The sequence below is a fragment of the Mucilaginibacter lacusdianchii genome (assembly GCF_009770985.1).
Classification (GTDB): Bacteria; Bacteroidota; Bacteroidia; order Sphingobacteriales; family Sphingobacteriaceae; genus Mucilaginibacter; species Mucilaginibacter lacusdianchii.
Genome location: NZ_WSRW01000004.1, coordinates 143,506 through 167,468, shown reverse-complemented (window position 1 = coordinate 167,468; position 23,963 = coordinate 143,506). Strand labels below are relative to the sequence as shown.

Here is a 23,963-nt window from a genome sequence, read left to right as displayed (position 1 = left end):
TTAATATATTGATTTAATTAAAATCTTAGATTAACAATCTAACAGGTTCTTCCAGCAATGATTTAACAGTTTGCAGGAATGAGGCAGCAGTTGCACCGTCTACGGTACGGTGGTCAGCACTCAGGGTAACTTTCATAACGTTGCCTGGTACTACAGCCCCGTTTTTAACAACCGGTACTTGTTGTATACCAGCTACAGCCAGGATACAAGAATCAGGTGAGTTAATGATGGCAGTAAACTCATCTACACCAAACATACCTAAGTTAGAGATAGTAAAGGTTGAACCTTCCCAATCAGCAGGTTGCAGTTTTTTGTCTTTCGCTTTTTTGGCAAACTCTTTCACTTCGGCGCTGATGCGGCTTAGTGATTTACCATCAGCAAAACGAACAACCGGTACTAATAAACCTTCGTCAACAGCAACAGCGATACCGATATTTACGTGCTCGTTAAAACGAATTTTATCGCCTAACCATGATGAGTTGATAGCAGGATGTTGTTTTAAAGCAACAGCACAAGCTTTAACTACTAAGTCGTTAAAGGAAATTTTAACCGGAGAAACGTCATTCATTTTGGTACGGGCTACTATAGCAGCATCCATATCAATAGAAACGGTTACAAAGAAGTGAGGTGCAGTAAACAAGCTTTCTGACAAGCGTTTAGCAATCACCTTACGCATTTGTGTAACCGGTTTTTCGGTAAATTTCTCTTCGCCTACAAACGGAGCCAAAGTGATAGTTGGGCCTGCTTTAGCAGCACCTTCTTTAGCTTTAGCGCTGGCAGCTTCTTCGGCCTGTACTTCTGATAAAGAAGCGGTAGGCTGAGCAGCAGATTTAGCAGAAGGCGTAAAGCTTTCCACATCTTTCCTCACAATACGGCCGCCTTCGGCAGAGCCTTTAACATCGTTAAGGTTGATGCCTTTGTCTTGTGCAATTTTACGAGCTAACGGAGAAGCTTTTACGCGGCTATCATCAGCGGTTGAACCTTGCGGTGCAGCAGCCTCTTCGGTAGCAGGTTTAGTTTCTTCGGCAGCTGGAGCAGATGATGCTGCAGGAGCTGAACCACCACCTTGCAGTAATGGGGTAACATCTGTACCTTCTTTACCTACAATGGCAATAATATCGTTTACTTTAGCTGCTTCGCCTTCTTGTACACCAATATACAGCAGGGTACCATCTTCGTAACCTACTACTTCCATGGTAGCTTTATCAGTGTCAACGTCAGCTAACGAGTCATCAGCTTTCACTTTGTCACCAACTTTAAAGTTCCATTTGTTGATAATACCTTCCGTCATGGTATCGCTTAAAAGCGGCATACGGATAACGGCAGCAGGAATGTTTGAAGTGTCAACCGCGGTTGCAGCAGCAGGCGCAGGCGTTGCAGCCGGAGCTGATTCTGCCTGTGCAGCAGGTTTTTCTTCTTTAGCAGCAGGTGCATTAGAACCGGCACCTTCCAAAGCAGCTTTATAATCTTCACCGTCGTTACCAATAACGGCAATTACAGAATCAACAGGTGCAGCAGAACCTTCTTCGGCACCTATGTATAATAGTGTACCTTCCTGGTAAGATTCAAAATCCATAGTGGCTTTATCAGTTTCTACCTCGGCCAATAAATCGCCGGATTTTACCTTGTCGCCAACTTTTTTATGCCATTTTGCGATAACCCCTTCGGTCATGGTATCGCTCATTTTCGGCATCTTAACTACTTCAGCCATATGATGTTGATGAATAGTTTAATTAAATATTTTTAAATAGGTTAGTCTCTGATGTATGGATAGTCGTTCTGCACATATACATCAGTGTATAGTTCAGAAGCATCCGGCCATGGTGATTCTTCAGAGAATTGAACTGATTCATCAACTATGCCTTTTATCTTAGCGGCAATCTCTTCAAACCATTTCTCGTCGGCATAACCTTTTTCTTCGATAGCTAATTTTACTACCTCGATAGGGTCTTTTGCTTTATAAGATTCAACCTCATCTTTAGTACGGTACTTTTGCGGATCGGACATCGAGTGACCTTTGTAGCGATAAGTACGCATTTCCAGGAAAGTTGGACCTTCACCGTTACGGGCACGTTGTACAGCCTCGTCCATAGCGTTGTGTACAGCTACTGGGTCCATACCATCAACAGGTGATGAAGGGATACCGTAAGGTAAGCCTAACTTATAGATATCAGTTTCTTTAGTAGTACGTGCTACTGAAGTACCCATTGCATAGCCGTTGTTTTCGCAAATGAAAATTACAGGCAGGTTCCACAGCGCAGCCATATTAAAGGTTTCGTTTAAAGCGCCCTGGCGAACAGCACCATCACCCATATAGGTAACACATACGTTGTCTGTACCTTTAAACTTTTCGGCAAATGCAACACCGGCACCCAGTGGAATTTGTCCACCTACGATACCGTGACCACCGTAAAAGTTATTTTCTTTATCGAACATGTGCATGGAACCACCTTTACCTTTTGAGCAACCGGTAGCTTTACCATACATTTCGGCCATTACTGCTTTTGGCGCTGTACCTTTAGCTATAGCGTGAGCATGATCGCGATATGCGGTAATCATACCGTCTTCGCGGCGTAACACTGACATGGCTCCGGCCAATACAGCCTCCTGCCCAATGTATAAGTGACAAAATCCTCTGATTTTTTGCTGTCCGTATAACTGTCCTGTTTTTTCTTCGAATCTGCGCATCAACAGCATCGATTCGTACCACATCAGGTAGGTGTCTTTTGTAATTTCGATTGAACTCATTATATAAGAATCAATTTCTGTTTTTTGAGAATGCGCAAATCTAATTATATCCGCGAAAAAAATCCATAGCATGCAACTTTTCTCAAAAATATTTATCCTTTTGTTACATTCTTGCGTACAAGGTTAACTACCGGACAAGCGGAAATTAATTTTAGCATAAATTATTTTCAAGATTTGGTTTTTTGAAAATAATCTATAGCTTTGTCTTTAACAATAGACACCCGTGTCCAGTTTAATAAACAAGTTACGAAAATAACCCTAAAAACTGCTGATTAGATGAAGAAATTGAGCCTAGCTATTGCCTTAACTTTGAGTATTTTAAGTGCATCTGCACAAACAAAAAACGTTCCAAATACAAACAGCAAGGAACCTGACGAACAAGAAAGCTTAGCTAAAGACTACTTCTCACAAATAATGGGTGTTGCGATGTCTGCAACCTCTAACGTTAAATTATTTCAATTCGTATATGACTGGATTGGTACCCCTTACCACTTAGGCGGTGACACTAAACGCGGCATTGATTGCTCGGGCTTTGCTTACCAGTTATATAACAAGGTGTTCAATACTGCCATCGGCAATAATAGCCGCAACATTTTCAGCATGGCTAATCCGGTTAACAAGGAAGATTTAAAAGAAGGCGATTTAGTTTTCTTTAAAATTCATAGCCGCGCCATTACCCATGTGGGTGTTTATATTGGCAACGGCAAATTTGCCCATGCTTCATCCAGCAAAGGGGTTATGATTAGCTACCTTGCCGATCCATACTGGACCAGATATTACTTTAAAGGCGGTCGCTTACTATCGGACGCAGAAAATAAGCAAGAACAAAACTAATAAAAAGCTCCCGCCAAAAACGGGAGCTTTTTTATTTACTCGGTGTCTTTGGTATTTTTGATTAGCCCGATACCCGAAAAGAAAAACAGAAGTCCTATCAAGCCTATCACTACCAGCGTAGTAATATTTCTGGACTGCTGTATTACCTCCACACCGGTATAAATTAACCCTACAATACCCAGCACGGTAAGTACAAAACCGAAAGTTCGTTTTAGATTCATAGTTATCTGTTTATAATTTGATCTTATAATTATTATTGCTATAGTTTATTAACTATATTTATTGGCTATTAACACCATTTTATGATTACCGTTTGGATTATTCTGTTTATTTTATTAATAATTGGTTTCACCTCATTTGTAACCATCAGGCAAGGAACAATCGGCGTTGTAACCGTTTTTGGAAAGTATCGCCGCATATTATTGCCGGGCCTTAATTTTAAAATTCCGCTGATTGAGGTATTATATTCCAGAATATCTATTCAAAATCGTTCAGTAGAACTGGAATTTCAGGCTGTAACGGTAGACCAAGCCAATGTATATTTTAAGGCCATGTTACTGTATTCTGTACTAAATCAGAGCGAAGAAGCTATCAAAGCGGTAGCTTTTAAGTTTGTGGATGAACGTAACCTGATGCAAGCTTTAGTGCGTACAGTTGAAGGTTCTATCCGTGCTTATGTAGCCACCAAGCGCCAAAGCGATGTACTGATATTACGCCGCGAAATTGTGGAGCATGTAAAAGAACAGATTGATAATATACTTGAAGGCTGGGGCTATCATTTGCAGGATCTGCAGTTAAATGATATCACTTTTGACGATGTTATCATGAAATCGATGAGCCAGGTAGTTGCCTCGAATAACCTAAAGGCAGCCGCCGAAAATGAAGGTCAGGCATTGTTGATTACCAAAACCAAAGCTGCCGAGGCCGAAGGTAACGCCATTAAAATTGCCGCCGAAGCCGAGCGCCAGGCATCGCAGTTACGTGGTCAGGGCGTAGCATTATTCCGCGAAGAGGTGGCTAAAGGTATGACAGTAGCTGCCAAAGAGATGCATCAGGCCGATATGGATACCTCTGTTATCCTATTTACCATGTGGACCGAAGCTATCAAGCATTTTTCGGAGAACTCTAAAGGCAACGTAATATTCTTAGATGGTTCGGCTGAGAATATGGAACGTACTATGAAGGAAATGATGAGCTTAAACATGCTGCACAACGCTGGTAATAAGCAGGTATAAGTTTACATTTATTAACTATCAAGCAAACATCAATACTTTAATTTCGTTAAAGCAGGTATTTTGGCATTAAACCTTTAATAAGGGAAAATGTCAAAACAGCATAAAAGATTTACTCCTGATTTATAGATGAAATTTAGTTGGGTGCGGATGATGTGTACAGTAGCGCTATGCCTGCTGGGAATAAGTACGGTTAAGGCACAACAAGCTTACCGGCAGTTAACTCCTAATGATTTTACTGGCACCATACCTGCAGGTAGCGGTATGTATGTTGCTTACACAAGTTGTAGCGTTAGCATGAATTATCAGGCTAGTCCCGGCCGAAACGGCTATTACCAACTGGCCTTCGATGTACAGCTGGTAATGAACCGGAACAAATCGTGGATGAACCGCAAAATCATTAACACGCCCGAAATGATGGCCGAGGTGTTACGTCACGAGCAAGGGCATTACCAATTAGCTTACCTGATGCGGCAAGAGATGCTGAGCAGTTTAAGCCAGGCACGTTACACTGCTAACTACCAGGCCCAGGTAAACGCCATATTTAGCCGGGTAAACGAAAAATATAAACAGCTGAACGCCGACTATGATGACGACACCAACCACATGCTCGACCGCAAGCAACAAGATGCCTGGATTAATTGGCTGAATAAAGAGATTAGCCAGATCAACAGCCTGGCCATGAATTACCGCTATTAAATTTTTACAGCTTAATAAGTTTTAAAGAATTGGCCTATTGCATTTTGTACCTCGTTTGCGTAAGGATGTGTACCAATTCCCTAAACTAATGAAAGCCAATTCATACTTAATCATCCTTTTTGTAAGCTTGTTATCGCTATCATGCAAAAAAGAAAATCATATCTCTACTGCCTTAAAAGGTTCATGGCTATTAAACGAAAGGGTTGAGATTACGATTGCCGGATTGAATCGCTACCCGGCCGATTTACAAAAGCCAGTCATCATTACTTTCGACAACAATAAAAATTATACGGCCAGTGAAAATGCTCAAGTAACAGTAAACGGCTCATACAAAGTGGTGGATGATTATCACGACCGTTACTATAATGGTAAGGCCATATTTGTAAATAATAAAATAATAGGTACTTACACCATTCGGCCAGGTAAGCCGGATACATTAATCATAGACGGTGCGTTTTTGGGTATCGATGCCAGTTCTGGTGCAAAGTATGTAAGGCTAAAATAAAACAAAAAATAAACACATTTAACAGTGGGGCCAAAATCATTCAAATGGCTTCTAAATACAAAAGGCCCGCTATTGCTAGCAGGGCCTTTTCCGTATCGGCTAAAAATTATCCGTATCGGCTAATAAACAAACAACACTATTACTATATTAAATCAGGGGAAAGGGTAAGCTTCTTATTTATTTCGGGCACTTTGGTTGTTAACGGCAACTACTACGTTGGCTACAACTAATCCTGTAATTAAGGCGATCATATCTCTTTGTTTAATAGTTTAATCAATTCTGATAAGTATAAGACAAACAGCGTTCCATGATAAAAAAACGCTCTAAACCGTTCGAAAAGGGCTATATTAACTGATATTGTTAAATTTGAGCAAGTGTTTCCCCACCCCAATAGCCATGCTTGTGGAAATATTGGCCATAACATTCCCCAATGGGAAAAATGTAATTTAAAGCGTAAAGTAATATGCGATTTACAGTCCCCTGATGCGCTTTCTTTTTCGCACTATCGGTTCTTTCTGTTTGGGCAGCTCTTCATCAAAATCTTCAAAGGCATCATAACGGCGTGCCATTTTAGCAACACGATCTTCTAAACTTTCAAGCGAAAGCTTTTCGCGCAGGCCATCTACTAGTATAGGGAAGGCAAACGGCGTGGGTCGGGGAATTTGCTTGATCACAATTTCTTGCTTTTGGATGCGCTGCAAGGCAGCACGCAGCCGAAACTCTTCCAACTGATAAGCCAGCGCTTCGTTATAAGCCTGACGTACCAGTAAATTGTTAGGTTCGTACTCTTCAAATACATCAAACAGCAATGAGGTAGATGCCTGCAAATGCCGGTTTTTAATTTGCTGACCCGGATAACCGGTGAATACCAACCCTCCGATATGTGCTATATCCCGGAAACGCCTCCGGGCCATTTCGTTAGCATTTAAGCTGTTCTGGATATCCTGAAGCAAGTCGGTAATTCTGAATAAATCCTCTTCTAGGGCCTCCATCAACGGAATGGGCTCATCAGTAAGCAGTTCAAAGCCATAATCGTTCATGGCAATGCTATAAGTGGCACTTTTAATTTGGCCAATGCGGTAGGCAATTAAGGATGCCATACCTTCATGCACCAATCGCCCTTCGAATGGATAAAAGAAAAGATGGTGACCATCGCGCGATTCAAATGCCTCGATCAGCAGTTCGTTTTGTTTAGGCAGGTGCGACAAGTGGCCCTGCAAATCAAACAGCGAACGCAAGGCGATAGACTCTTCATCTTTTTCCTGATGCAAAGCTACCTCATTCAGCTTTTGCCGTAATACGTCCGACAGTTGCGATGACAAAGGCATACGCCCACCCGCCCAACTTGGAATACGCCCTTTGGTAACATTAGATTTTTTGACAAAGGCTGTCATCTCCTTCACATACATAAATTCCAGACTACGGCCGGCAAACCAAAATGTATCGCCGGGTTTAAGGCTCGATATAAAGCCTTCCTCGATAGTACCCAAACTGCCACCATGCATCAGCTTTACCCGCAGACTCATTTCGCTGGTAATAGTACCTATGCTCATGCGGTGGCGCATGGCTACGCGGCGACTGTTTACTTTATATAACCCGTCTTCCACTTCCACCTTCAGGTACTCATCATATTGCGATAGCGTGGCGCCGCCAGTGGTGATAAAGGCCAGCAGCTCTTCAAACTCGCTACGGCGCAAATCGGCATAGGCAAAGGTACTTTTTACCTCGGCGTATAACTGATCGGCCCGAAAACCGTCTGACACAGCCAGTGTAACCATGTACTGGATCAGCACATCCATAGCCAGTAAAATAGGGTCGCGACTTTCAAAAGTTTGGTTGGTTATGGCCTGCTTTAAGGCGGCACCCTCCATTAATTCAAGTGAATGCGTTGGAATAAAATACGCTTTTGATAATGCGCCGGGGTGGTGACCACTCCTACCCGCTCGCTGCATAAACCGCGACACCCCTTTAGGGCTACCTACCTGTATAACGGTATCTACCGGCCGAAAATCTACACCTAAGTCTAAACTTGAAGTACACACCACTACCTTCAAAATCCCCTGATGCAAAGCCTGCTCCACCCAATTACGCAACTCATTATCTAACGAACCATGGTGCATGGCCATAATGCCAGCATACTCTGGATAACTATTCAGTATAGCATGATACCAGATTTCGGATTGCGCACGGGTATTGGTAAAAATAAGTGTGGTTTTGCTTTCAGCCACAATCTCCATTACCTCGGGCAACAGTTTCAAACCAATATGCCCCGTCCACGAATAGTTTTCAATATTCTTTGGAATAACCGATTGTATTTGCAGCTTTTTGCTGATATGCGCCCGCACCATTCGTATTCTGTCCGGTGGGAAATTATTGCCTAGCAGTACCTCGGCGGCCTGCTCTAAATTACCAATGGTGGCGCTGATGCCCCATATTTTAAGTTGTGTCTTATCAGTTTTGGGTTGTAAACTGTGGGTTATCGGTTCTTTTTTTTGGCCTGACAACTCACTACTGACAACAGACAACTCCCTCAGCCTTGATAATCCCAACTCCACCTGTACGCCGCGCTTGGTACCTAACAATTCGTGCCATTCATCAATCACTACCACTTGCAGATTTTGAAACAATTTGGGATAATCTTTTTGAGCCAGCATCAGGTGCAAGCTTTCTGGAGTAGTAAGCAACACTTCAGGAAGCTTTTTACGTAGGGCCTGCTTTTCGGCTTGTGAGGTATCGCCTGTGCGGGTGCCTACGCGCCAGGGCAAACCCAGTTCATCGCATACTTCCTGCATGGCTTTACGGATGTCGTTGGTTAATGCCCGTAAAGGCGTAATCCATAGCATCAGCAAACCATTGTTGGTACGGGTTTGATAAGTATCGGGGTATTGGTTAATGTAACCTACCAAAAAAGGCAAAAACAGCGCGAACGTTTTACCGCTACCAGTGGGCGCATTTAACAAGCCCGAATAGCCCCCCAAATAGGCATCCTGCATTTCCTGCTGAAACGGGAATTGCTGCCAGCCTTTTTGCGTAAACCATTTGTGAATAACCTGCTGCCCTTTAGTAATCATGCTGTAATAATACAAAGCAACTTAATTTTAGTTGCGACACTGCTTACTAACGTACAGAATTGTTATATAAGACAGGCATCAAAATACAACAGCTGCTACATCAACTTGTTAAGAAATAGAGCCGGTTTTGCCAGGCAATTTGCTAGGCCATAAATTCAGTAATTCTTAAAATGCCACCGAAGCGTGTGTTTTTTTTTAATATTTCAACTATTAAAAGCGTGTACCTATGAGCCACACAGTTACTATAATGGAATTCTCAAGTATAGCGCTGGCTGTATTCTGGAAATAAAGCCATATTGTTGCGGTATAAAAACCTGTTGGTTCCCTAAAGATAGGGATGCCGCTTTCTTTTTATAATGGTGTGAAATTATAAAACAGGGTATACTTGCAACAGTAAGTCCGGCGCCGCTTGCCATCATCCAGTTACCAGTTTTTTCTAAGCCTTTACCATTCGAACTATTTATACTTCCAATTTCATAAAGAAGCCCAAGAACAACTAATGGCACCCCCGTTCCTAACGAAACCCAACCCACTGTTTTTAAAGTTTTATGTGTGCTTAAATATTTGCTTTTATACGATTGCTGCAGTGTGGTGTCTGATGCAAGCACAGAATGTTGCGCATATGTTTTTATACCCAAAAACAGGAGCACAAAAGAGAATACAATACTTTTCTTCATACTAACAATTATAACGATAATAAAGGAAGATGCTGTTCTTTAAACCAATTGTCTAATAACGCAAAAGCGTTGTTGCTTAATCACTTGGTTATACCAAGCCACTCAAACAACAACGCTTTATATTCAAAATACCAATTGGCTAGTAATTCGTACTACTAACCTGCTTGGGTTTAATTTATCAGGTACCCCATTCGGTGGTGTTCACCTCGGTTTCTTCAAACTCGTACTCGCTCAACGGAGGGCAAGAGCAAATCAGCGTACGATCACCGTAAGTATCGTTAACCCTGCCTACTGATGGCCAGAATTTGTGCGCCGCCACGTAAGGCAACGGGAAGGCCGCTTTTTGGCGGGTATAAGGATGCGCCCATTCATTACCGGTTATTACAGTAACGGTGTGCGGTGCATTTTTCAATGGGTTATCAGTTTTGTCTGACAAGCCTTTTTCTACATCGTCAATTTCATGACGGATAGCAATCATGGCATCACAGAAACGATCCAGTTCGTGCTTAGGTTCTGATTCAGTTGGTTCAACCATCAGCGTACCCGCTACCGGGAACGATACAGTTGGCGCGTGGAAACCGTAGTCCATTAAACGTTTGGCAATATCAGTAACCTCTATACCAAAGTTTTTAAAGGCACGGCAATCTAAAATCATTTCGTGTGCACAACGGCCGTTAGCACCAGCATATAATACCGGGTAGTGCTGCTCTAAACGCGCTTTAATGTAGTTAGCGTTCAGGATAGCGTATTTAGTAGCGTCAGTTAAACCTTCGGCACCCATCATTGCAATGTAGGCGTGAGAGATAACTAAAATTGAAGCTGAACCCCAAGGTGCTGCTGATACCGCGTGAATAGATTTACCTTTATCAATATCCACAACAGCATGACCTGGCAGGTAAGGCACCAGGTGCTTAGCCACACCAATTGGGCCCATGCCAGGGCCACCGCCACCATGCGGGATACAAAAGGTTTTGTGCAGGTTCAAGTGGCAAACATCAGCACCAATATTAGCCGGACTGGTTAAGCCTACCTGAGCATTCATGTTAGCACCATCCATATAAACCTGGCCGCCATTCTGGTGAATAACCTCGCAGATTTCAATGATTGCCTCTTCATATACACCGTGGGTTGATGGATAAGTTACCATCAGGCACGATAATTCGTTTTTATATTGTTCGGCTTTGGCTTTCAAATCAGCAACGTCAATGTTACCGCTTTCGTCGCATTTTACTACCACGATTTTCATACCGGCCATTGCTGCTGATGCAGGGTTAGTACCGTGTGCCGAAGCCGGAATCAACGCTACATTACGGTGATGGTCGCCCCTATCGTTATGATACGCGCGGATAACCATCAAGCCAGCATACTCGCCTTGTGCACCAGCATTAGGCTGTAAGCTCATGGCGGCAAAGCCGGTAATTTCGCTCAGCCACTGGTCTAGTTCGTCAAATAGTTGCATATAACCGCCAGTTTGGTCAACCGGGGCAAATGGATGCATACGGCCAAACTCGGCCCAGGTAACCGGTACCATTTCGGTAGTCGCATTCAGTTTCATGGTACAAGAGCCCAGCGGAATCATAGAATTGCAAAGTGATAAATCTTTTGCTTCTAATGATTTGATGTAACGCAGCATCTCGTGCTCGGAGTGATGCGAGTTGAATACCGGGTGAGTTAAGTATGATGACTGACGCTGTAATTCGGCCGGGATAACGGTTTCAATGTTATTTTTCAGATCGTCAAAACTTACATCATTCAGGTTTTTGCCTTTTACTTTAGCAAAAAAGCGGATAATGGTTTTGATATCCTCTGGTGAAGTAGTTTCGTCTAAAGAGATGGTCACTACCGAACCGTTATAGTTCAGGTTCATCTCATTGTTTAATGCCTCGGCGTGGATTGAACCAGCCAGGTTACCTAAATCAAACTTAACAGTGTCAAAATAAGCTCCGTTTAATTGCTGATATCCTAATTGCTCCAGTGATTGTGCTAATAAGATAGACAAACCATGTACGCGCTCGGCAATCAGTTTTAAACCTTTAGGGCCATGGTAAGCGGTATACATACCGGCCATAATAGCCAATAACGCCTGTGCAGTACAAATATTTGAAGTTGCTTTATCACGACGAATGTGCTGCTCGCGGGTTTGCAAAGCCATACGCAGGGCGTAATCGCCTGCGCTGTCGATGGTAACACCAATAATACGGCCTGGCATTGAGCGCTTGTACTCTTCTTTCGTAGCAAAAAAAGCAGCGTGCGGACCACCAAAGCCCATTGGCACACCAAACCGCTGGCTGGTGCCTACTACAATATCGGCACCCCATTCACCCGGAGGGGTTAACAAGGTTAAGCTTAGTAAATCGGCAACAACCGTAAGCTTAATATTTTTGGCGTGAGCCTGAGCGGCAAAATCGGTATAGTTATAAACAGAACCATCTTTGGCAGGATACTGCACAATAGCACCAAACATCTCATCGGTCAGTTCAACCGTGCGGTGGTCGCCCACTACCAGTTGAATACCGTAAGGTTCTGAACGGGTTTTTAAGATATCAATAGTTTGCGAAAACAGTTCTTCTGAAACAAAGAACGTATTGGCTTTTTGATTTTTACGCAGACTGTATTGCATAAACATCGCCTCGGCCGCTGCAGTACCTTCGTCAAGTAACGATGCGTTGGCTATTTCCATACCGGTTAAATCAATTACCATAGTTTGGAAGTTTAACAGTGCCTGTAAACGACCTTGGGCAATTTCTGCCTGGTAGGGGGTATACTGGGTATACCATCCCGGGTTTTCCAGAATGTTGCGCTGGATAACGCCCGGTACAATCACATCATAATAACCCTGACCGATGAATGATTTGAACACCTTGTTTTTAGAAGCGGTTTGCTTCAGGGTGCTCAGGTAATCGGACTCGCTTTTGGCAGCCGGTAAATTCAACGGTTTTTGCAGCCTAATTTTGGCCGGAATGGTTTGATCAATCAGCTCGTCAAGCGAATTAACGCCAACGGTTTTCAGCATTTTAGCAGTATCGGCATCGTTAGGAGCGATGTGACGGGCTTGAAATTTTTCCTGGTAATCGATATTCAGTTTCATGAACGGGGAACCCTCTGGTTTTTTGCTGCAAAGGTACGCTTTTAACAATTGAGTAACAATGCGTAAACAAATACTTACAATGCTATTGCGAATGGATAAGGTTTTTCACCTTAGGTAGATAATGACACTGGGGAATTATTACTTTTACGGTCATGCAGTATGACACTACCACCAACCCATGGCAAATAAAAAGTCAGGAAGACATTTATGACAATCCATGGATTAGCGTAACCGAATACCAGGTACTTAATCCCGCTGGTAATCCGGGAATTTATGGTAAGGTCCATTTTAAAAACATAGCCATTGGCGTTTTACCGCTGGATGAGAATATGAATACTTACCTGGTGGGCCAGTACCGTTTTCCAATCAACCAATACAGCTGGGAAATGCCCGAAGGTGGTGGCCCGCTGGGCATAGAACCCCTGGAATCGGCCAAGCGCGAGCTGCTGGAAGAAACCGGATTAAAGGCCAGCGAATGGACTGAATTGCAACGCCTGCATTTATCTAACTCTGTATGCGACGAAGCTGGTGTAGTATATTTGGCCCGCGGACTTGAACAATTTGAAGCCGAACCTGAAGAAACAGAGCAACTGGTAGTACGCAAAGTACCCTTTGCCGATGTATACCGCATGGTATGTAACAACGAAATCACCGATTCGCTAACGGTAGCCGCCGTATTAAAAGTACAGTTACTGATTCTGGAAGGAAAGATCTAGCATTAGCTAAAGTTTTAAATAAATAAATTGCTATTCAAAAGCCCTCTCTAAATAGAAAGGGCTTTAAATTTCTAAGCCCTGTATTCTTAGTATTAACCGCGTTTTTTAACTTTGCTGGTTGATGAAAAAGTTTTTCGGTTTTATATTATCTGCCATACACTATCCGGCATTTGGTTTACTGCTAGTTATTTTTCAGCCTATACAATGGTTTTGCTATCGTTTTGTGGGATATGCTGCGCATAAACAATCGGTGGATATATTAAACTGGTTTTTAACCAGCACCTATTACCTGTTAGGCAACCGGGTAACTTTTACTAACCGTCAAAACCTGCCGTTGGGCCGCCCAATTATCTTTATTGCCAACCATCAGAGTATGTACGATATTCCGCCCATGATTTATTATTTACGGAAGTATCATGCCAAGTTTATATCTAAAATAGAATTAACTAAAGGGATCCCGTCTATTTCATATAACCTAAAAGTAGGTGGCGGTGCCAATATTGATCGTAAAGATCCGCGCCAGTCTATCACCGAGCTGGTAAAGCTGGGAACCCGGATGAAAGAAAACAATTGGTCTACTGTTATTTTCCCAGAGGGTACCCGCTCTAAAGACGGACAAGTGCGCAAGTTCCAGTCGGCCGGGGTAGCCACTATTTTAAAGAAATGTCCAAATGCCTTGCTGGTTCCTATTGCCATCAACAACGCCTGGAAAATGGTACAATACGGCATTTATCCGCTGAGCAGTTTTGAGCATTTAACTTTTGAAGTACTTCCGCCAATTGAACCTAACGGACAAACAGCCGAGGTGTTGGTAAACCAGGTTGAGGAAACGATCAGAAAGAAAGTTAGCCCCTATGCCTTCTAAGAAAGGACTTCTAATTTACAGGATGATATTCCTTACATAAGTAAACAAGAAAGGCCTGTTAAAATAACAGGCCTTTCTTGTTTACTTATGCTTTGTTTTATTCCTTCCCTTTAAAAAAGAAAGGATAGTTTAAATATTCTTTTCTTCAATTACCCTGAAAAACTCATCACGATAGGTATCACCAATAGGGATAATCTTTTCGCCAATACAAATGCGACTACGTTCAATGCTGTCAATTTTGTTGAGCGCCACAATATACGAGCGATGAACGCGGATGAAATGCGGCTCGGGCAAGGCATCCTCTACCTTTTTCATATTTTGCAGAGTAATGATGCGCTCGGCGGGAGTAAATATGGAGATGTAATCCTTTAACCCCTCAATGAACAATATATCATGCAGGTAAACTTTCTGTATTTTGTGCTCGGTTTTTACGAAGATAAAATCATTAATAAAATCGTGCTGCTGAACGGCTGGTTGCGGTTCTTCCTTTTCAGCAGATTTAGCCGCCGGTTGTAATGTGGCCTGCACTTTTTGCGCTGCCTTAAAAAAACGGTCAAAGGCGATAGGTTTCAGCAGATAATCCACCGCATCCAAATCATAACCTTCCAGCGCATATTGCGGGTAGGCCGTAGTTAAAATTACTTTGGCTTTGCCGTTGGCAATGCGCAAAAACTGAATACCGGTCAGCTCAGGCATTTGCACATCCAGAAACACCAGGTCAATATCGCCTTTTTGCACCAGCGTTAATGCCTCTATAGGGCTGGTGGTTGATTTAACCAGTTCCATAAAGGGCACCTTGGCAATGTAATCTTCAACGATGTGCAAAGCCAAAGGCTCATCATCAACTACCAAACAACGGATCATGTTATAAAATTAAGGATAATTCGCAACTATAGCTATCTGTTGTATCATTTATATCGAGGTTGTATTTATTGTGATACAGCAAGTTTAACCGGCGTTTTACGTTATTAAGCCCTATCCCACCTGCGGCATCGCGATTTAACAGATGCTTTTTATTATACATGTAAAACTCCAGGTGCCCATCAGAAACTGTTATTCGAATTTGAATAGGCGACAGTGGGTCATTAGCTACGCCATGCTTAAAAGCATTCTCCACAAAGGATATCAACATTAACGGTACAATTTGCTGATTGGTAACTACCCCTTCTACCTGGTAGCTAACAAAAGCATTTTTACCAAAACGTATCTTCTGCATGTCGATATAATTTTGCAGATACTGAAGTTCCTTTGCCAAATCCACCTTATTATCATTGCACTCATACAGCATGTAGCGCATAATTTCTGATAATTTCAAAATGGCTTCGGGCGTATTGTCGGCCCGTTGATAGGCCAGGGAATAAATACTATTGAGCGAGTTGAACAAAAAATGCGGATTAATCTGTGATTTAAGCAGGGCTAATTCGGCGGTCAAGCGCTGGGTTTCCAGATCGCGCTGTATACGTTCGTTCAAAAACCAATCTACCGTAAATTGTAACACAATACTTAAAAAAATGAACAGAATACTGGTAAACAGCGTACCTAAAAAGTATTGTATAAAACTGATATGTTCTTCTTTTTCGGCCGAGGAAATGATATGATGATCAAATAACAAACGCAGGCCATATTTCAAAAGTCCTACAGTAATTAAGCTAAAGCATACGGCCAGAATATATTGCCGGTATTTTTTCTGATCTAAATATTTAGGGATCAGCAACAGGTAGTTAAGGTAAAATAACCCAATGTTTGCAATACCAAAAACACCAAAGGTAACCACTACTTTAAGCACGCTCGCTTTTAAATTATTGTGGACTACTGAAATCAAAAACGAAAACATAATTGTCCAGAACACTACGTGCCAAAATATTTGCCAGCCTTTTTTCATTGCAACTAAGTTAACGCTTACATTTAACTTAATAGTGCATTTATATACATACCCAAATTTTACCGATGAACAGGCAAAACTTATCTACGAACAGAATAGTGGATAAAAATGACAGTTCATCTATAATTGAAGGCAGTTGGTCTAAATGATTTTAGCGGGTTGATTATTTACTTTTTCTTTGTTTCATCAAATCAGTCACAATGAAAAAGTTTGTATCTAACCTTAACCCTTTTATACTACTGTTAATTCCGGTATTATTTGCTTTGGTAATGGGGGTAAGCTACCAGTTTCAGCAAGCCAAAGCTTATTCTGAAAATGGCTTAGCTTCTGTACGTCAAACCAAATCTTTGTTTACCAAAGGCGTACAGTTGGTAAAAACAGTGTGTGCCATATCTCAGGATAACGTATGGTAATCAGCACCAACGATTTAACTCACCACTTTGGAGATCAGCCCGTAGTTAAATCATTAAATTTACAAGTACCTGAAGGCAGTATCTTCGGCTTTTTAGGTCCTAATGGCGCTGGTAAAACCACTACTATTAAACTACTGCTCAACTTGCTGAAAACCCAGCAAGGCAGTATTCATATTTTCGGGCAGGAACTGCAAAGCAACCGTATTGGCATTTTGCGCCAGATTGGTTCATTGATAGAGCAGCCTGCCATATATACCCACTTAACCGGTAAAGAAAACTTAATTAACCGGGCGCGGCTATTACAGGTAAATACCAGCCGGGTTGACGACATGTTAACGCTGGTGCACCTGACAGATGCCGCCCATAAAAAAGCCGGCAACTACTCATTAGGCATGAAACAGCGCCTGGGTATAGCGCTGGCTTTACTGGCCGACCCTAAATTACTATTACTGGATGAGCCTACCAATGGCTTAGACCCTAATGGCATCATCGAAATGCGGGAGTTGCTGATTAAGTTATGTACGCAGCAAGGCAAAACGGTATTTGTATCCAGCCACTTACTAGCCGAAATTGAGCGTATGGCTACCCATGTAGGTATCATTAACAAAGGCACCATGCTGTTTCAGGGAAGTATCCGCGACTTGGAAGCTCTTAGTCAACCCCTGGTACAAATTGAAACTGACGACACAGTAGAGGCAGCCAACTTTTTGAAAGATCGCGGTTATAACATCAGCCATGTGGCCGACGATTACCTGGCCTTGCCTTATACCACCAAACAGGACATGGCCCAGATAAACGCCAGCCTGCACCAAAAAGGGCAACAGGTGTACAGTATTTATAAAGTACAAAAAGACCTGGAAGAATTATTCCTGAACATTACGCAACAAGCCTGAACCTGATCACATGAAAGGATTTTTACTATCCCTGCAATCTGAATTTTATAAAAGCCGCAAAACACTAGGATTTTGGAGTCCTATAATACTCCCCCTCATCATCACCTTTCTGGTTTTTTTGGGCTTTTTTCTAAAAAGCGAAAAGTTTGTACATGATCCACCAATGATGCTGTGGCTAAAGTTTTCCAGTATACCAATTGGTATTATGGGTTCTTTACTATTACCAATGTTTGTGGTTTTTATAGCTTATTCAGTAAATAGCATTGAGCATAAAGCAGATACGTGGAAAATGTTGTTTACGCTGCCCATATCTAAATGGGCCATATATAGCGCCAAATTTGTGTACACTGCGTTTTTGGTACTTATGTGCATGATGCTGTTTGCAACCTTTACTATAGGGTGGGCTAATTTGCTGGCCGCAATGAAGCCCGAATTAAAATTCGGAGCCTTTCATATGGAAAAAGAGCTTTATCTGCTTTACTTTAAACTCTTTTTAGCATCGCTGGGCATCGTGTCTTTACAGTTTCTTTTGAGCTTGCTTTGGAAAGATTTTTTGAAGCCCATGGGAATTGGCTTTGTGGGTACCATAGCCGGTGTAATATTATCAGGCACTGTAAAATGGGAGTATGCTTACCTGATACCTTTCTCACAACCATTATTAGCTATCATGGGTACTGGCAAACCTCATCAGGCCAAGGTGGGTGTTGATTTGTTAACTAAAGAAGTATCGGCCAGCTTAATTATAGCAATCGCCATTTTCATTATCGGCTACTTTATTGTGCAACGTAAAAGTGTAAAATAACCTAAACCCTATCATACTATCCTTAACCTTATCACAATACAGAAGGCACCAATTAGGTGCCTTCTGTATTAAAAACTTAATTTGTTAATGCCTTTTTGTTTCTATATGGTTAATAGGGCTGCTTACCTAATCGGTTTCGGATATACCGGCAAACTTTCATGCCCATCAGCATCTACCGCTTGTACGGCAAAAAAGTAATTATCTTTTGAGTAATCAAGCGTGGCCTCAGTACCGGTTACATAAAACTTCTTTTCCCAGTACGGACTAATAGTTTCGCGCATCAGTACATAGTAACCAGCGGGGCGTTTACCGGCTTTGGGTGCTTCCCATTTCAAGGTAGTTTTGTTGGTTAACCCGCTGGTGGTTACGCCTACGTTTTGCGGCTCGGCTGGTGCCAGGGCTAGGTTGGCCAATACTGACAAATTCATACGGGCTACTTTTTGGATGTAATCGTAATCGGCATAGTCGGGCATGTCGCCATAATCAACGCCGTTTTCTTTGCGTACGTTTTGATGCTGACGGTTAAAGTCTTCATTCATCTCGGTGAACCGAACAGCGGTAAAGCCATTTTGCAGAAACGGCGTATGATCGCCACCGCGCAAAAAGCGATCACGGCGGTAAATCAGCTTTACATCCAGCTGGCTTACATAACGCTCGCCAACTTCTTTAATATAACGGGCTAACTGGCGCGATGGCGCATCGTTTTCTCCACCATTACCAATCAGGCTGGCCAGCGCACGTTCATTACCAGCCCCGGCAACGGTTGAGGGTACGCCCTCGCTAAATACACGGATACTACGGTTATCTTTTAAACCGGTTTCCATACCATAGGTATTACCCACAATGTCATTATTAAGCATAGCATCCACGTTCCAGTTTTCGGCTTTGGCACGTTTGGCTACGTTGGTTGATCCGTTCAATCCCTGCTCCTCGCCTGCCACCGCCATAAAAATAATGTTAGCCGGAAATGAGCGTTTTGACATTACCCTTGCCAGCTCCATAGACACGGCCGTACCTGATGCGTCATCCACTGCACCCGGCGCAAAAGATTTGGCATCCATCACATCATTCACCCGCGAATCGTAATGGCCTGATACAATATATACACGGGTATCGGTCGGATCTGTTCCTTTCAATATAGCCAATACGTTTTTCAGCACGGTTGGCTTATCAATCCGTCCCCCGGCTGGCTGGGTAAAGGTGTCAAACTCTACGTGCATGCGTCCGCCTGATGCAGCTGCATAGCGCTCCATTTCTGCTTTGATCCAGTTACGGGCAGCGCCTATGCCTTCCTTTTTACTAGTGGTATCGCTTAATGTATGACGGGTTTTGAAACTTACCAATTTCCGTACAGTAGTTTCTATATTTTGAGATGACACCTCATCGTCCATCTGCTTAATTATTGCATCGGGCTTAATGGTAGTTTGTGCCATAGCCGGCATGGCAAACAATAAGGGGAGTAAAAATTTATATTTCATGTAATCGCAGCGTTTTGATAAGGCAAGATAAGGGTTAGCTGCTGGATGTTTGCGGTTAGAAACAAGATTTTTACTTGATAAGTAGTAGATAAGGCCTGAAGTTAAAGTAATAAAAAGGTATACTTAGCTAGTGATTTTGCAACTATCGCTATTTAGTGCGTTTTTAACTTAAGACAGTAGTTCTTTACCTACTTTGTCCGCTCATTGCCGCGGAGGCTATTTCTTTTGTCATAGCCACAAAAGAAACAAAAAGGCCTAGCTGTTGCGATCACCTCTCCGCTCACAAGGCCATCGCTGGCCCGGGCGCAACAGCGGGCCTTTGCGCTTTTTGTTTCTTTGTCTGAACCGGAATTTATCGAATTAAAGAATTGATAGAACAAGCCCTCTAAAAAGAATCGGCATTCAGCTTCTTTCGGTAGCTACTGACTTAAGTATAAGTACTGACCTAAGTAGAAAGAAGGTGCGGCCGAGAGCCTTTTTCTTTTGGTTACTTTTCTTTTTAGCGGGAAAAAGAAAAGTGACTTCCACAGGTTGTGGTACAAGAACATTCCTATCCTAACAAAGAACGAAAAGGCGTTAAAGCAGAAGCTCAAAGCTAAGAAGCTCATATGAAAACGAAAAAACATCGAACTTTGAACCGAATAAATCGCTTTATTCTTTCGTTCAAAATTCGATGTTTTTATATGCTTTTAATCCTTTAAAGGACTCAAGCTAATGCCTTAGAATGGCAAATCGTCGTCGTCTGGTGCAGAGTTGATATCAACCGGTGGAGCATACTCAGGAGTAGCACTGCTGGCACCGCCGCTTAATACATTGATGCGCCATAACTGCAATGAGTTAAAGTAGCTTTTTTTACCGGTTTTGTCTGTCCATGGACGGCCGCGCAGGTTAAAAAACACTTCTACATCATCGCCAACGCGTACGTTATCCAACAAATTGCAACGGTCTTGAATAGCCTCAAATTTGATATACTCAGGGTATTGCGGATTTTCAATATATTCTACAACCAGCTCTCTCTTCTTTAAGGAGTCGGTAACCTGTTGGGTTGGTGACACCTCGTGTACTTTTCCTTTAATATCCATGATACTTCTTTATAAAACGTAAAGTTAATGTTTAGAAATGTAAATCGGGCATATTAAATTCATAAATTTGTACACAAAATGCAAGTTTTCAACACCGAAAGTAAGATCATCATAACCTGCAATAAGCGCCTTTCATCCTACCTGCAACAGGAGGTTGAAGCCTTAGGTTATACCATAACACGCGCCTTTTCAACAGGCGTTGAACTCATTGGAACGGTTAACGATTGTATACCGCTCAACCTTAATCTACGCTGTGCCAGCCAGATTTTGTATTCGTTAAAAACCTTTGAAGCTGCCGACCCGCAACAGCTGTATGACGAGCTGGTACAGATAGAATGGGAAACACTAATTGATTTTTCAGGATACTTTTCTATTACCTCTAACGTCAACAACGAGCACATCCGCACGCCACTGTTTGCTAACGTTAAAGTGAAGGATGCCGTAGTTGATCGCATTAAAGGTAAAATTGGCATCCGGCCAAATTCTGGTCCAGAGTTAAACAAAGCGGTACTGCACCTGTACTGGCAGGATAACCGCGCCGAAATTTTTATTGATACCTCGGGCGAAACTTTGGCTAAACACAGCTACCGTAAAATACCTGGCAAAGCGCCTATGCTTGAAGCTTTGGCCGCATCAACCATTATGGCTACTGGCTGGGATCGTAACAGCACTTTCATCAACCCCATGTGCGGTTCGGGTACGCTGGCTATTGAGGCGGCGTTGCTGGCAACCGATAAAAGTCCGGGTTTGTTTCGGATGAACTACGCTTTTATGCACATTATGGGTTACGATGAGCAGGTGTTTTTTGTGGAGCGCCGTAAACTAAAAGACAATGCCAAAAAAGAAACCGGCTTTAAAATCATTGCCACCGATTTATCTGACGATGCTGTGGATATAGCCCGTAAAAATGCCAGAACGGCCGGCGTAGAACATTTAATTGATTTTGCTGTTTGTGATTTTGCCGACACTGAAGTGCCCGAACAGCATGGTATTGTGATGTTTAACCCCGAGTATGGCGAACGCTTGGGTACACATACTAAACTGGAAGCAACCTATGCCCGCATTGGCGATTACTTAAAGCAAAAGTGCAAAGGCTATAAAGGTTATGTATTTACGGGCAACCCCGATCTGGCTAAAAAGATAGGACTACAGGCGTCGCGCAGAATTGAATTTTACAATGGTAAGCTTGATTGCCGCCTGTTGGAGTACACTATTTATGAAGGCAGCAAACGCGAACCGAAATCAGAATAAATGAAACAGATCATCTTACTTGCAGCAATTGTTTGCTCGTCTATTTTTGCCGTAGCACAGAAAAAAGAAATGCCTTTTCCGTTTCAGGGCGGTAAAGAAGCCATGACACAGTTTTTTAACAACAACGTTGTCATTTCTAACGATATCATCAGCAAACGGGCTACCGGCACGGCTGTTTTTAAATTTACTGCTGATCTTAAAGGCAATATCCAAAAAATTATCGTGTACTACGCTGATGATTACTTGTTAACCATACCTTTTATTGAAGCGCTAAAGAAGTCAGATCGTAAATGGATTATTTTAGATCAGGAAAAAGTGCATGATTTTATCATTTACTTTACGCTGAATATTAACGTGCCTGACGGCAAACCTAATCCGGAATTGCAAAAAGCCATGTACAAGTATTACCAGCAACGTAAACCTATTCTGGCATTTAACCCGGTACCGTTAGATATGGCTACTTTATTACCGGCTGTTACAGTAACGTATAACGTAACGCCTTAATACTTGCCGTTATTTACTTTTTACTAATAAATTTAATTGAAACAAAAAAGTTCTAAAACCAGTCGTTGTTTCATCTCGTAAGTATATCTGAACCTAATACATATTAAGAATGGTGAAAGATGTGCTGGGCGGAAAAATTAAAGCCGTAGCGATTAATATTCGCAAAGTAAGAGAGTACCGTAATTATACGCAAGAATACCTGGCCATGAAGCTGGATATTTCGCAGAATGCGTACAGTAAAATTGAATTGGGATACACCAAAATTACTTTGGAAAGAATTTTTCAGATTGCATCTATACTAAATGTCGACTTGGTTGACTTGTTGCAAAATGATCATACCCAACTGTTAAAATCGCTGGACACAGCTCTGGCAAGTTAAGCATATGAGCTATATTTGCGACTTCAATCGTAAATATAGCTCATATGTCTCCAGCCGAACTTATTGAAAAAACCGCTGCCTATGTACAGGAAACCCTTAAACAGGCCGAAGGTGGCCACGATTGGTGGCATATACTGCGTGTTTGGAACAATGCCAAACTGATAGCACAAACCGAACCGGCCGATATGCTGGTTGTAGAGCTGGCTGCTTTACTGCATGATATTGCCGATAGCAAGTTTCATGATGGTAATGAAGATATAGGTCCCGAAACGGCCGGTAAGTTTTTACAAAGCCAGGGTGTTGATGCCGGGGTAATTCATCATGTACAGCAAATTATCCGACATATGTCTTTTAAAGCGAGCTTTGATGCCGTTACCTTTCATTCCAAAGAATTGAAGGTAGTGCAGGATGCCGACCGGCTGGATGCCATCGGTGCCATTGGTATTGCCCGCGCCTTTACTTATGGTGGATTCAAGGGCCGCGAGCTGTATAATCCAGAGATTGCTTTTAACCTGAACATGAGCAAAGAGGAATATAAAAAGTCTACAGCACCCACCATCAACCATTTTTATGAAAAGCTGCTGTTGCTTAAAGACAAAATGAATACCCCTACGGCCCGCCAACTGGCAGAAGAACGCCACCAATTTATGGAAACGTACTTAAATCAGTTTTATGCTGAGTGGAACGGTGAGCGGTAAGATCGTTTTATTTATTTAATTCTTTTCTTGGGCAAACGGTATATTAGCCCGTTGCTTAATAAATATCCCCTTCAAAAACATGATTGCAACTAAGTGCGTTGTATGCATCAAACACATATAGCGCCACTTTTCACAATACTGTTTTC

Annotated in this window: 23 protein-coding genes; 13 read left to right on the top strand and 10 right to left on the bottom strand. The window is 42.3% G+C overall.

The genetic code is table 11. The features are described 5' to 3' along the window. Nucleotides 1-25: 25 nt before the first annotated feature. Together GPM24_RS19335 and pdhA are read right to left on the bottom strand one after the other, a co-directional pair. Nucleotides 26-1,711, bottom strand: a complete 1,686-nt coding sequence (locus GPM24_RS19335; RefSeq protein ID WP_158828840.1) for a dihydrolipoyl dehydrogenase family protein — start codon at nt 1,709-1,711, stop codon at nt 26-28. A 41-nt stretch (nt 1,712-1,752) separates the two neighbouring features. After that, nucleotides 1,753-2,748, bottom strand: coding sequence for a pyruvate dehydrogenase (acetyl-transferring) E1 component subunit alpha (gene pdhA / locus GPM24_RS19330; protein WP_158828838.1), 996 nt, complete (start codon nt 2,746-2,748; stop codon nt 1,753-1,755). Between the two features lie 276 nt (nt 2,749-3,024). Here pdhA and GPM24_RS19325 point away from each other — a divergent pair, with 276 nt between their 5' ends. Then, nucleotides 3,025-3,582 (top strand): C40 family peptidase, encoded by a 558-nt coding sequence (locus tag GPM24_RS19325; RefSeq protein ID WP_158828836.1) that lies wholly within the window; start codon nt 3,025-3,027, stop codon nt 3,580-3,582. A gap of 35 nt (nt 3,583-3,617) precedes the next feature. Here the strand turns inward: GPM24_RS19325 and GPM24_RS19320 are convergent, their stop codons facing one another. Continuing rightward, entirely contained in the window at nt 3,618-3,803 is a 186-nt protein-coding gene (locus GPM24_RS19320) for a hypothetical protein (RefSeq protein WP_158828834.1), read from the bottom strand. An 81-nt stretch (nt 3,804-3,884) separates the two neighbouring features. Between GPM24_RS19320 and GPM24_RS19315 the strand changes: the two genes are divergently transcribed. The 3 genes from GPM24_RS19315 to GPM24_RS19305 all read left to right on the top strand — a co-directional run bounded on the left by GPM24_RS19315 (nt 3,885) and on the right by GPM24_RS19305 (nt 6,018). Further along, a complete protein-coding gene (locus tag GPM24_RS19315) occupies nt 3,885-4,817 on the top strand; it encodes an SPFH domain-containing protein (RefSeq protein ID WP_158828832.1) in 933 nt (310 codons plus the stop codon). A gap of 126 nt (nt 4,818-4,943) precedes the next feature. Continuing rightward, complete coding sequence (locus GPM24_RS19310) at nt 4,944-5,513, top strand: DUF922 domain-containing protein (protein ID WP_158828830.1); 570 nt, start codon at nt 4,944-4,946, stop codon at nt 5,511-5,513. An 88-nt stretch (nt 5,514-5,601) separates the two neighbouring features. After that, nucleotides 5,602-6,018 (top strand): hypothetical protein, encoded by a 417-nt coding sequence (locus GPM24_RS19305; protein WP_158828828.1) that lies wholly within the window; start codon nt 5,602-5,604, stop codon nt 6,016-6,018. 470 nt (nt 6,019-6,488) lie between these two features. Here the strand turns inward: GPM24_RS19305 and GPM24_RS19300 are convergent, their stop codons facing one another. The 3 genes from GPM24_RS19300 to gcvP form a co-directional block, all read right to left on the bottom strand. After that, nucleotides 6,489-9,089 carry a ligase-associated DNA damage response DEXH box helicase gene (locus GPM24_RS19300; RefSeq protein WP_158828826.1) on the bottom strand — a complete coding sequence of 867 codons (2,601 nt, stop codon included), beginning with the start codon at nt 9,087-9,089 and terminating at the stop codon, nt 6,489-6,491. A gap of 242 nt (nt 9,090-9,331) precedes the next feature. Then, a complete protein-coding gene (locus tag GPM24_RS19295) occupies nt 9,332-9,766 on the bottom strand; it encodes a hypothetical protein (RefSeq protein ID WP_199269807.1) in 435 nt (144 codons plus the stop codon). A 178-nt stretch (nt 9,767-9,944) separates the two neighbouring features. Continuing rightward, entirely contained in the window at nt 9,945-12,854 is a 2,910-nt protein-coding gene (gene gcvP, locus GPM24_RS19290) for an aminomethyl-transferring glycine dehydrogenase (RefSeq protein WP_158828823.1), read from the bottom strand. A 152-nt stretch (nt 12,855-13,006) separates the two neighbouring features. Between gcvP and GPM24_RS19285 the strand changes: the two genes are divergently transcribed. Further along, entirely contained in the window at nt 13,007-13,570 is a 564-nt protein-coding gene (locus tag GPM24_RS19285) for an NUDIX domain-containing protein (protein ID WP_158828821.1), read from the top strand. 121 nt (nt 13,571-13,691) lie between these two features. Beyond that, nucleotides 13,692-14,435, top strand: a complete 744-nt coding sequence (locus GPM24_RS19280) for a lysophospholipid acyltransferase family protein (protein ID WP_158828819.1) — start codon at nt 13,692-13,694, stop codon at nt 14,433-14,435. Between the two features lie 129 nt (nt 14,436-14,564). Here GPM24_RS19280 and GPM24_RS19275 read toward each other — a convergent pair whose 3' ends face one another. Further along, the gene (locus GPM24_RS19275; RefSeq protein WP_158828817.1) at nt 14,565-15,299 is read right to left on the bottom strand and encodes a LytR/AlgR family response regulator transcription factor; all 735 of its coding nucleotides are present in this window, start codon (nt 15,297-15,299) and stop codon (nt 14,565-14,567) included. A gap of 1 nt (nt 15,300) precedes the next feature. Further along, nucleotides 15,301-16,317 carry a sensor histidine kinase gene (locus GPM24_RS19270; protein ID WP_158828815.1) on the bottom strand — a complete coding sequence of 339 codons (1,017 nt, stop codon included), beginning with the start codon at nt 16,315-16,317 and terminating at the stop codon, nt 15,301-15,303. Between the two features lie 200 nt (nt 16,318-16,517). On the opposite strand from GPM24_RS19270, the gene GPM24_RS19265 reads away from it, so the two are divergent. The 3 genes from GPM24_RS19265 to GPM24_RS19255 are packed head-to-tail and all read left to right on the top strand — an operon-like array spanning nt 16,518 to nt 18,425. After that, nucleotides 16,518-16,730, top strand: a complete 213-nt coding sequence (locus GPM24_RS19265) for a hypothetical protein (protein ID WP_158828813.1) — start codon at nt 16,518-16,520, stop codon at nt 16,728-16,730. Beyond that, nucleotides 16,724-17,623, top strand: coding sequence for an ABC transporter ATP-binding protein (locus GPM24_RS19260; RefSeq protein WP_158828811.1), 900 nt, complete (start codon nt 16,724-16,726; stop codon nt 17,621-17,623). The genes GPM24_RS19265 and GPM24_RS19260 overlap by 7 nt, the downstream gene beginning before the upstream one ends. A gap of 10 nt (nt 17,624-17,633) precedes the next feature. Continuing rightward, nucleotides 17,634-18,425 (top strand): ABC transporter permease, encoded by a 792-nt coding sequence (locus GPM24_RS19255; protein ID WP_158828809.1) that lies wholly within the window; start codon nt 17,634-17,636, stop codon nt 18,423-18,425. Nucleotides 18,426-18,547: 122 nt separating this feature from the next. Here the strand turns inward: GPM24_RS19255 and GPM24_RS19250 are convergent, their stop codons facing one another. After that, the gene (locus GPM24_RS19250; RefSeq protein WP_158828807.1) at nt 18,548-19,903 is read right to left on the bottom strand and encodes a M28 family metallopeptidase; all 1,356 of its coding nucleotides are present in this window, start codon (nt 19,901-19,903) and stop codon (nt 18,548-18,550) included. 719 nt (nt 19,904-20,622) lie between these two features. Next, complete coding sequence (locus GPM24_RS19245) at nt 20,623-20,985, bottom strand: DUF3127 domain-containing protein (RefSeq protein WP_158828805.1); 363 nt, start codon at nt 20,983-20,985, stop codon at nt 20,623-20,625. 78 nt (nt 20,986-21,063) lie between these two features. Between GPM24_RS19245 and GPM24_RS19240 the strand changes: the two genes are divergently transcribed. The 4 genes from GPM24_RS19240 to GPM24_RS19225 all read left to right on the top strand — a co-directional run bounded on the left by GPM24_RS19240 (nt 21,064) and on the right by GPM24_RS19225 (nt 23,817). Continuing rightward, nucleotides 21,064-22,236 carry a THUMP domain-containing class I SAM-dependent RNA methyltransferase gene (locus GPM24_RS19240; protein ID WP_158828803.1) on the top strand — a complete coding sequence of 391 codons (1,173 nt, stop codon included), beginning with the start codon at nt 21,064-21,066 and terminating at the stop codon, nt 22,234-22,236. Then, nucleotides 22,237-22,740, top strand: coding sequence for a hypothetical protein (locus GPM24_RS19235; RefSeq protein ID WP_158828801.1), 504 nt, complete (start codon nt 22,237-22,239; stop codon nt 22,738-22,740). A gap of 109 nt (nt 22,741-22,849) precedes the next feature. Next, a complete protein-coding gene (locus GPM24_RS19230) occupies nt 22,850-23,119 on the top strand; it encodes a helix-turn-helix domain-containing protein (RefSeq protein WP_233268910.1) in 270 nt (89 codons plus the stop codon). A 44-nt stretch (nt 23,120-23,163) separates the two neighbouring features. Next, nucleotides 23,164-23,817 (top strand): HD domain-containing protein, encoded by a 654-nt coding sequence (locus GPM24_RS19225; protein ID WP_158828799.1) that lies wholly within the window; start codon nt 23,164-23,166, stop codon nt 23,815-23,817. The last annotated feature ends 146 nt before the right edge of the window (nt 23,818-23,963 follow it).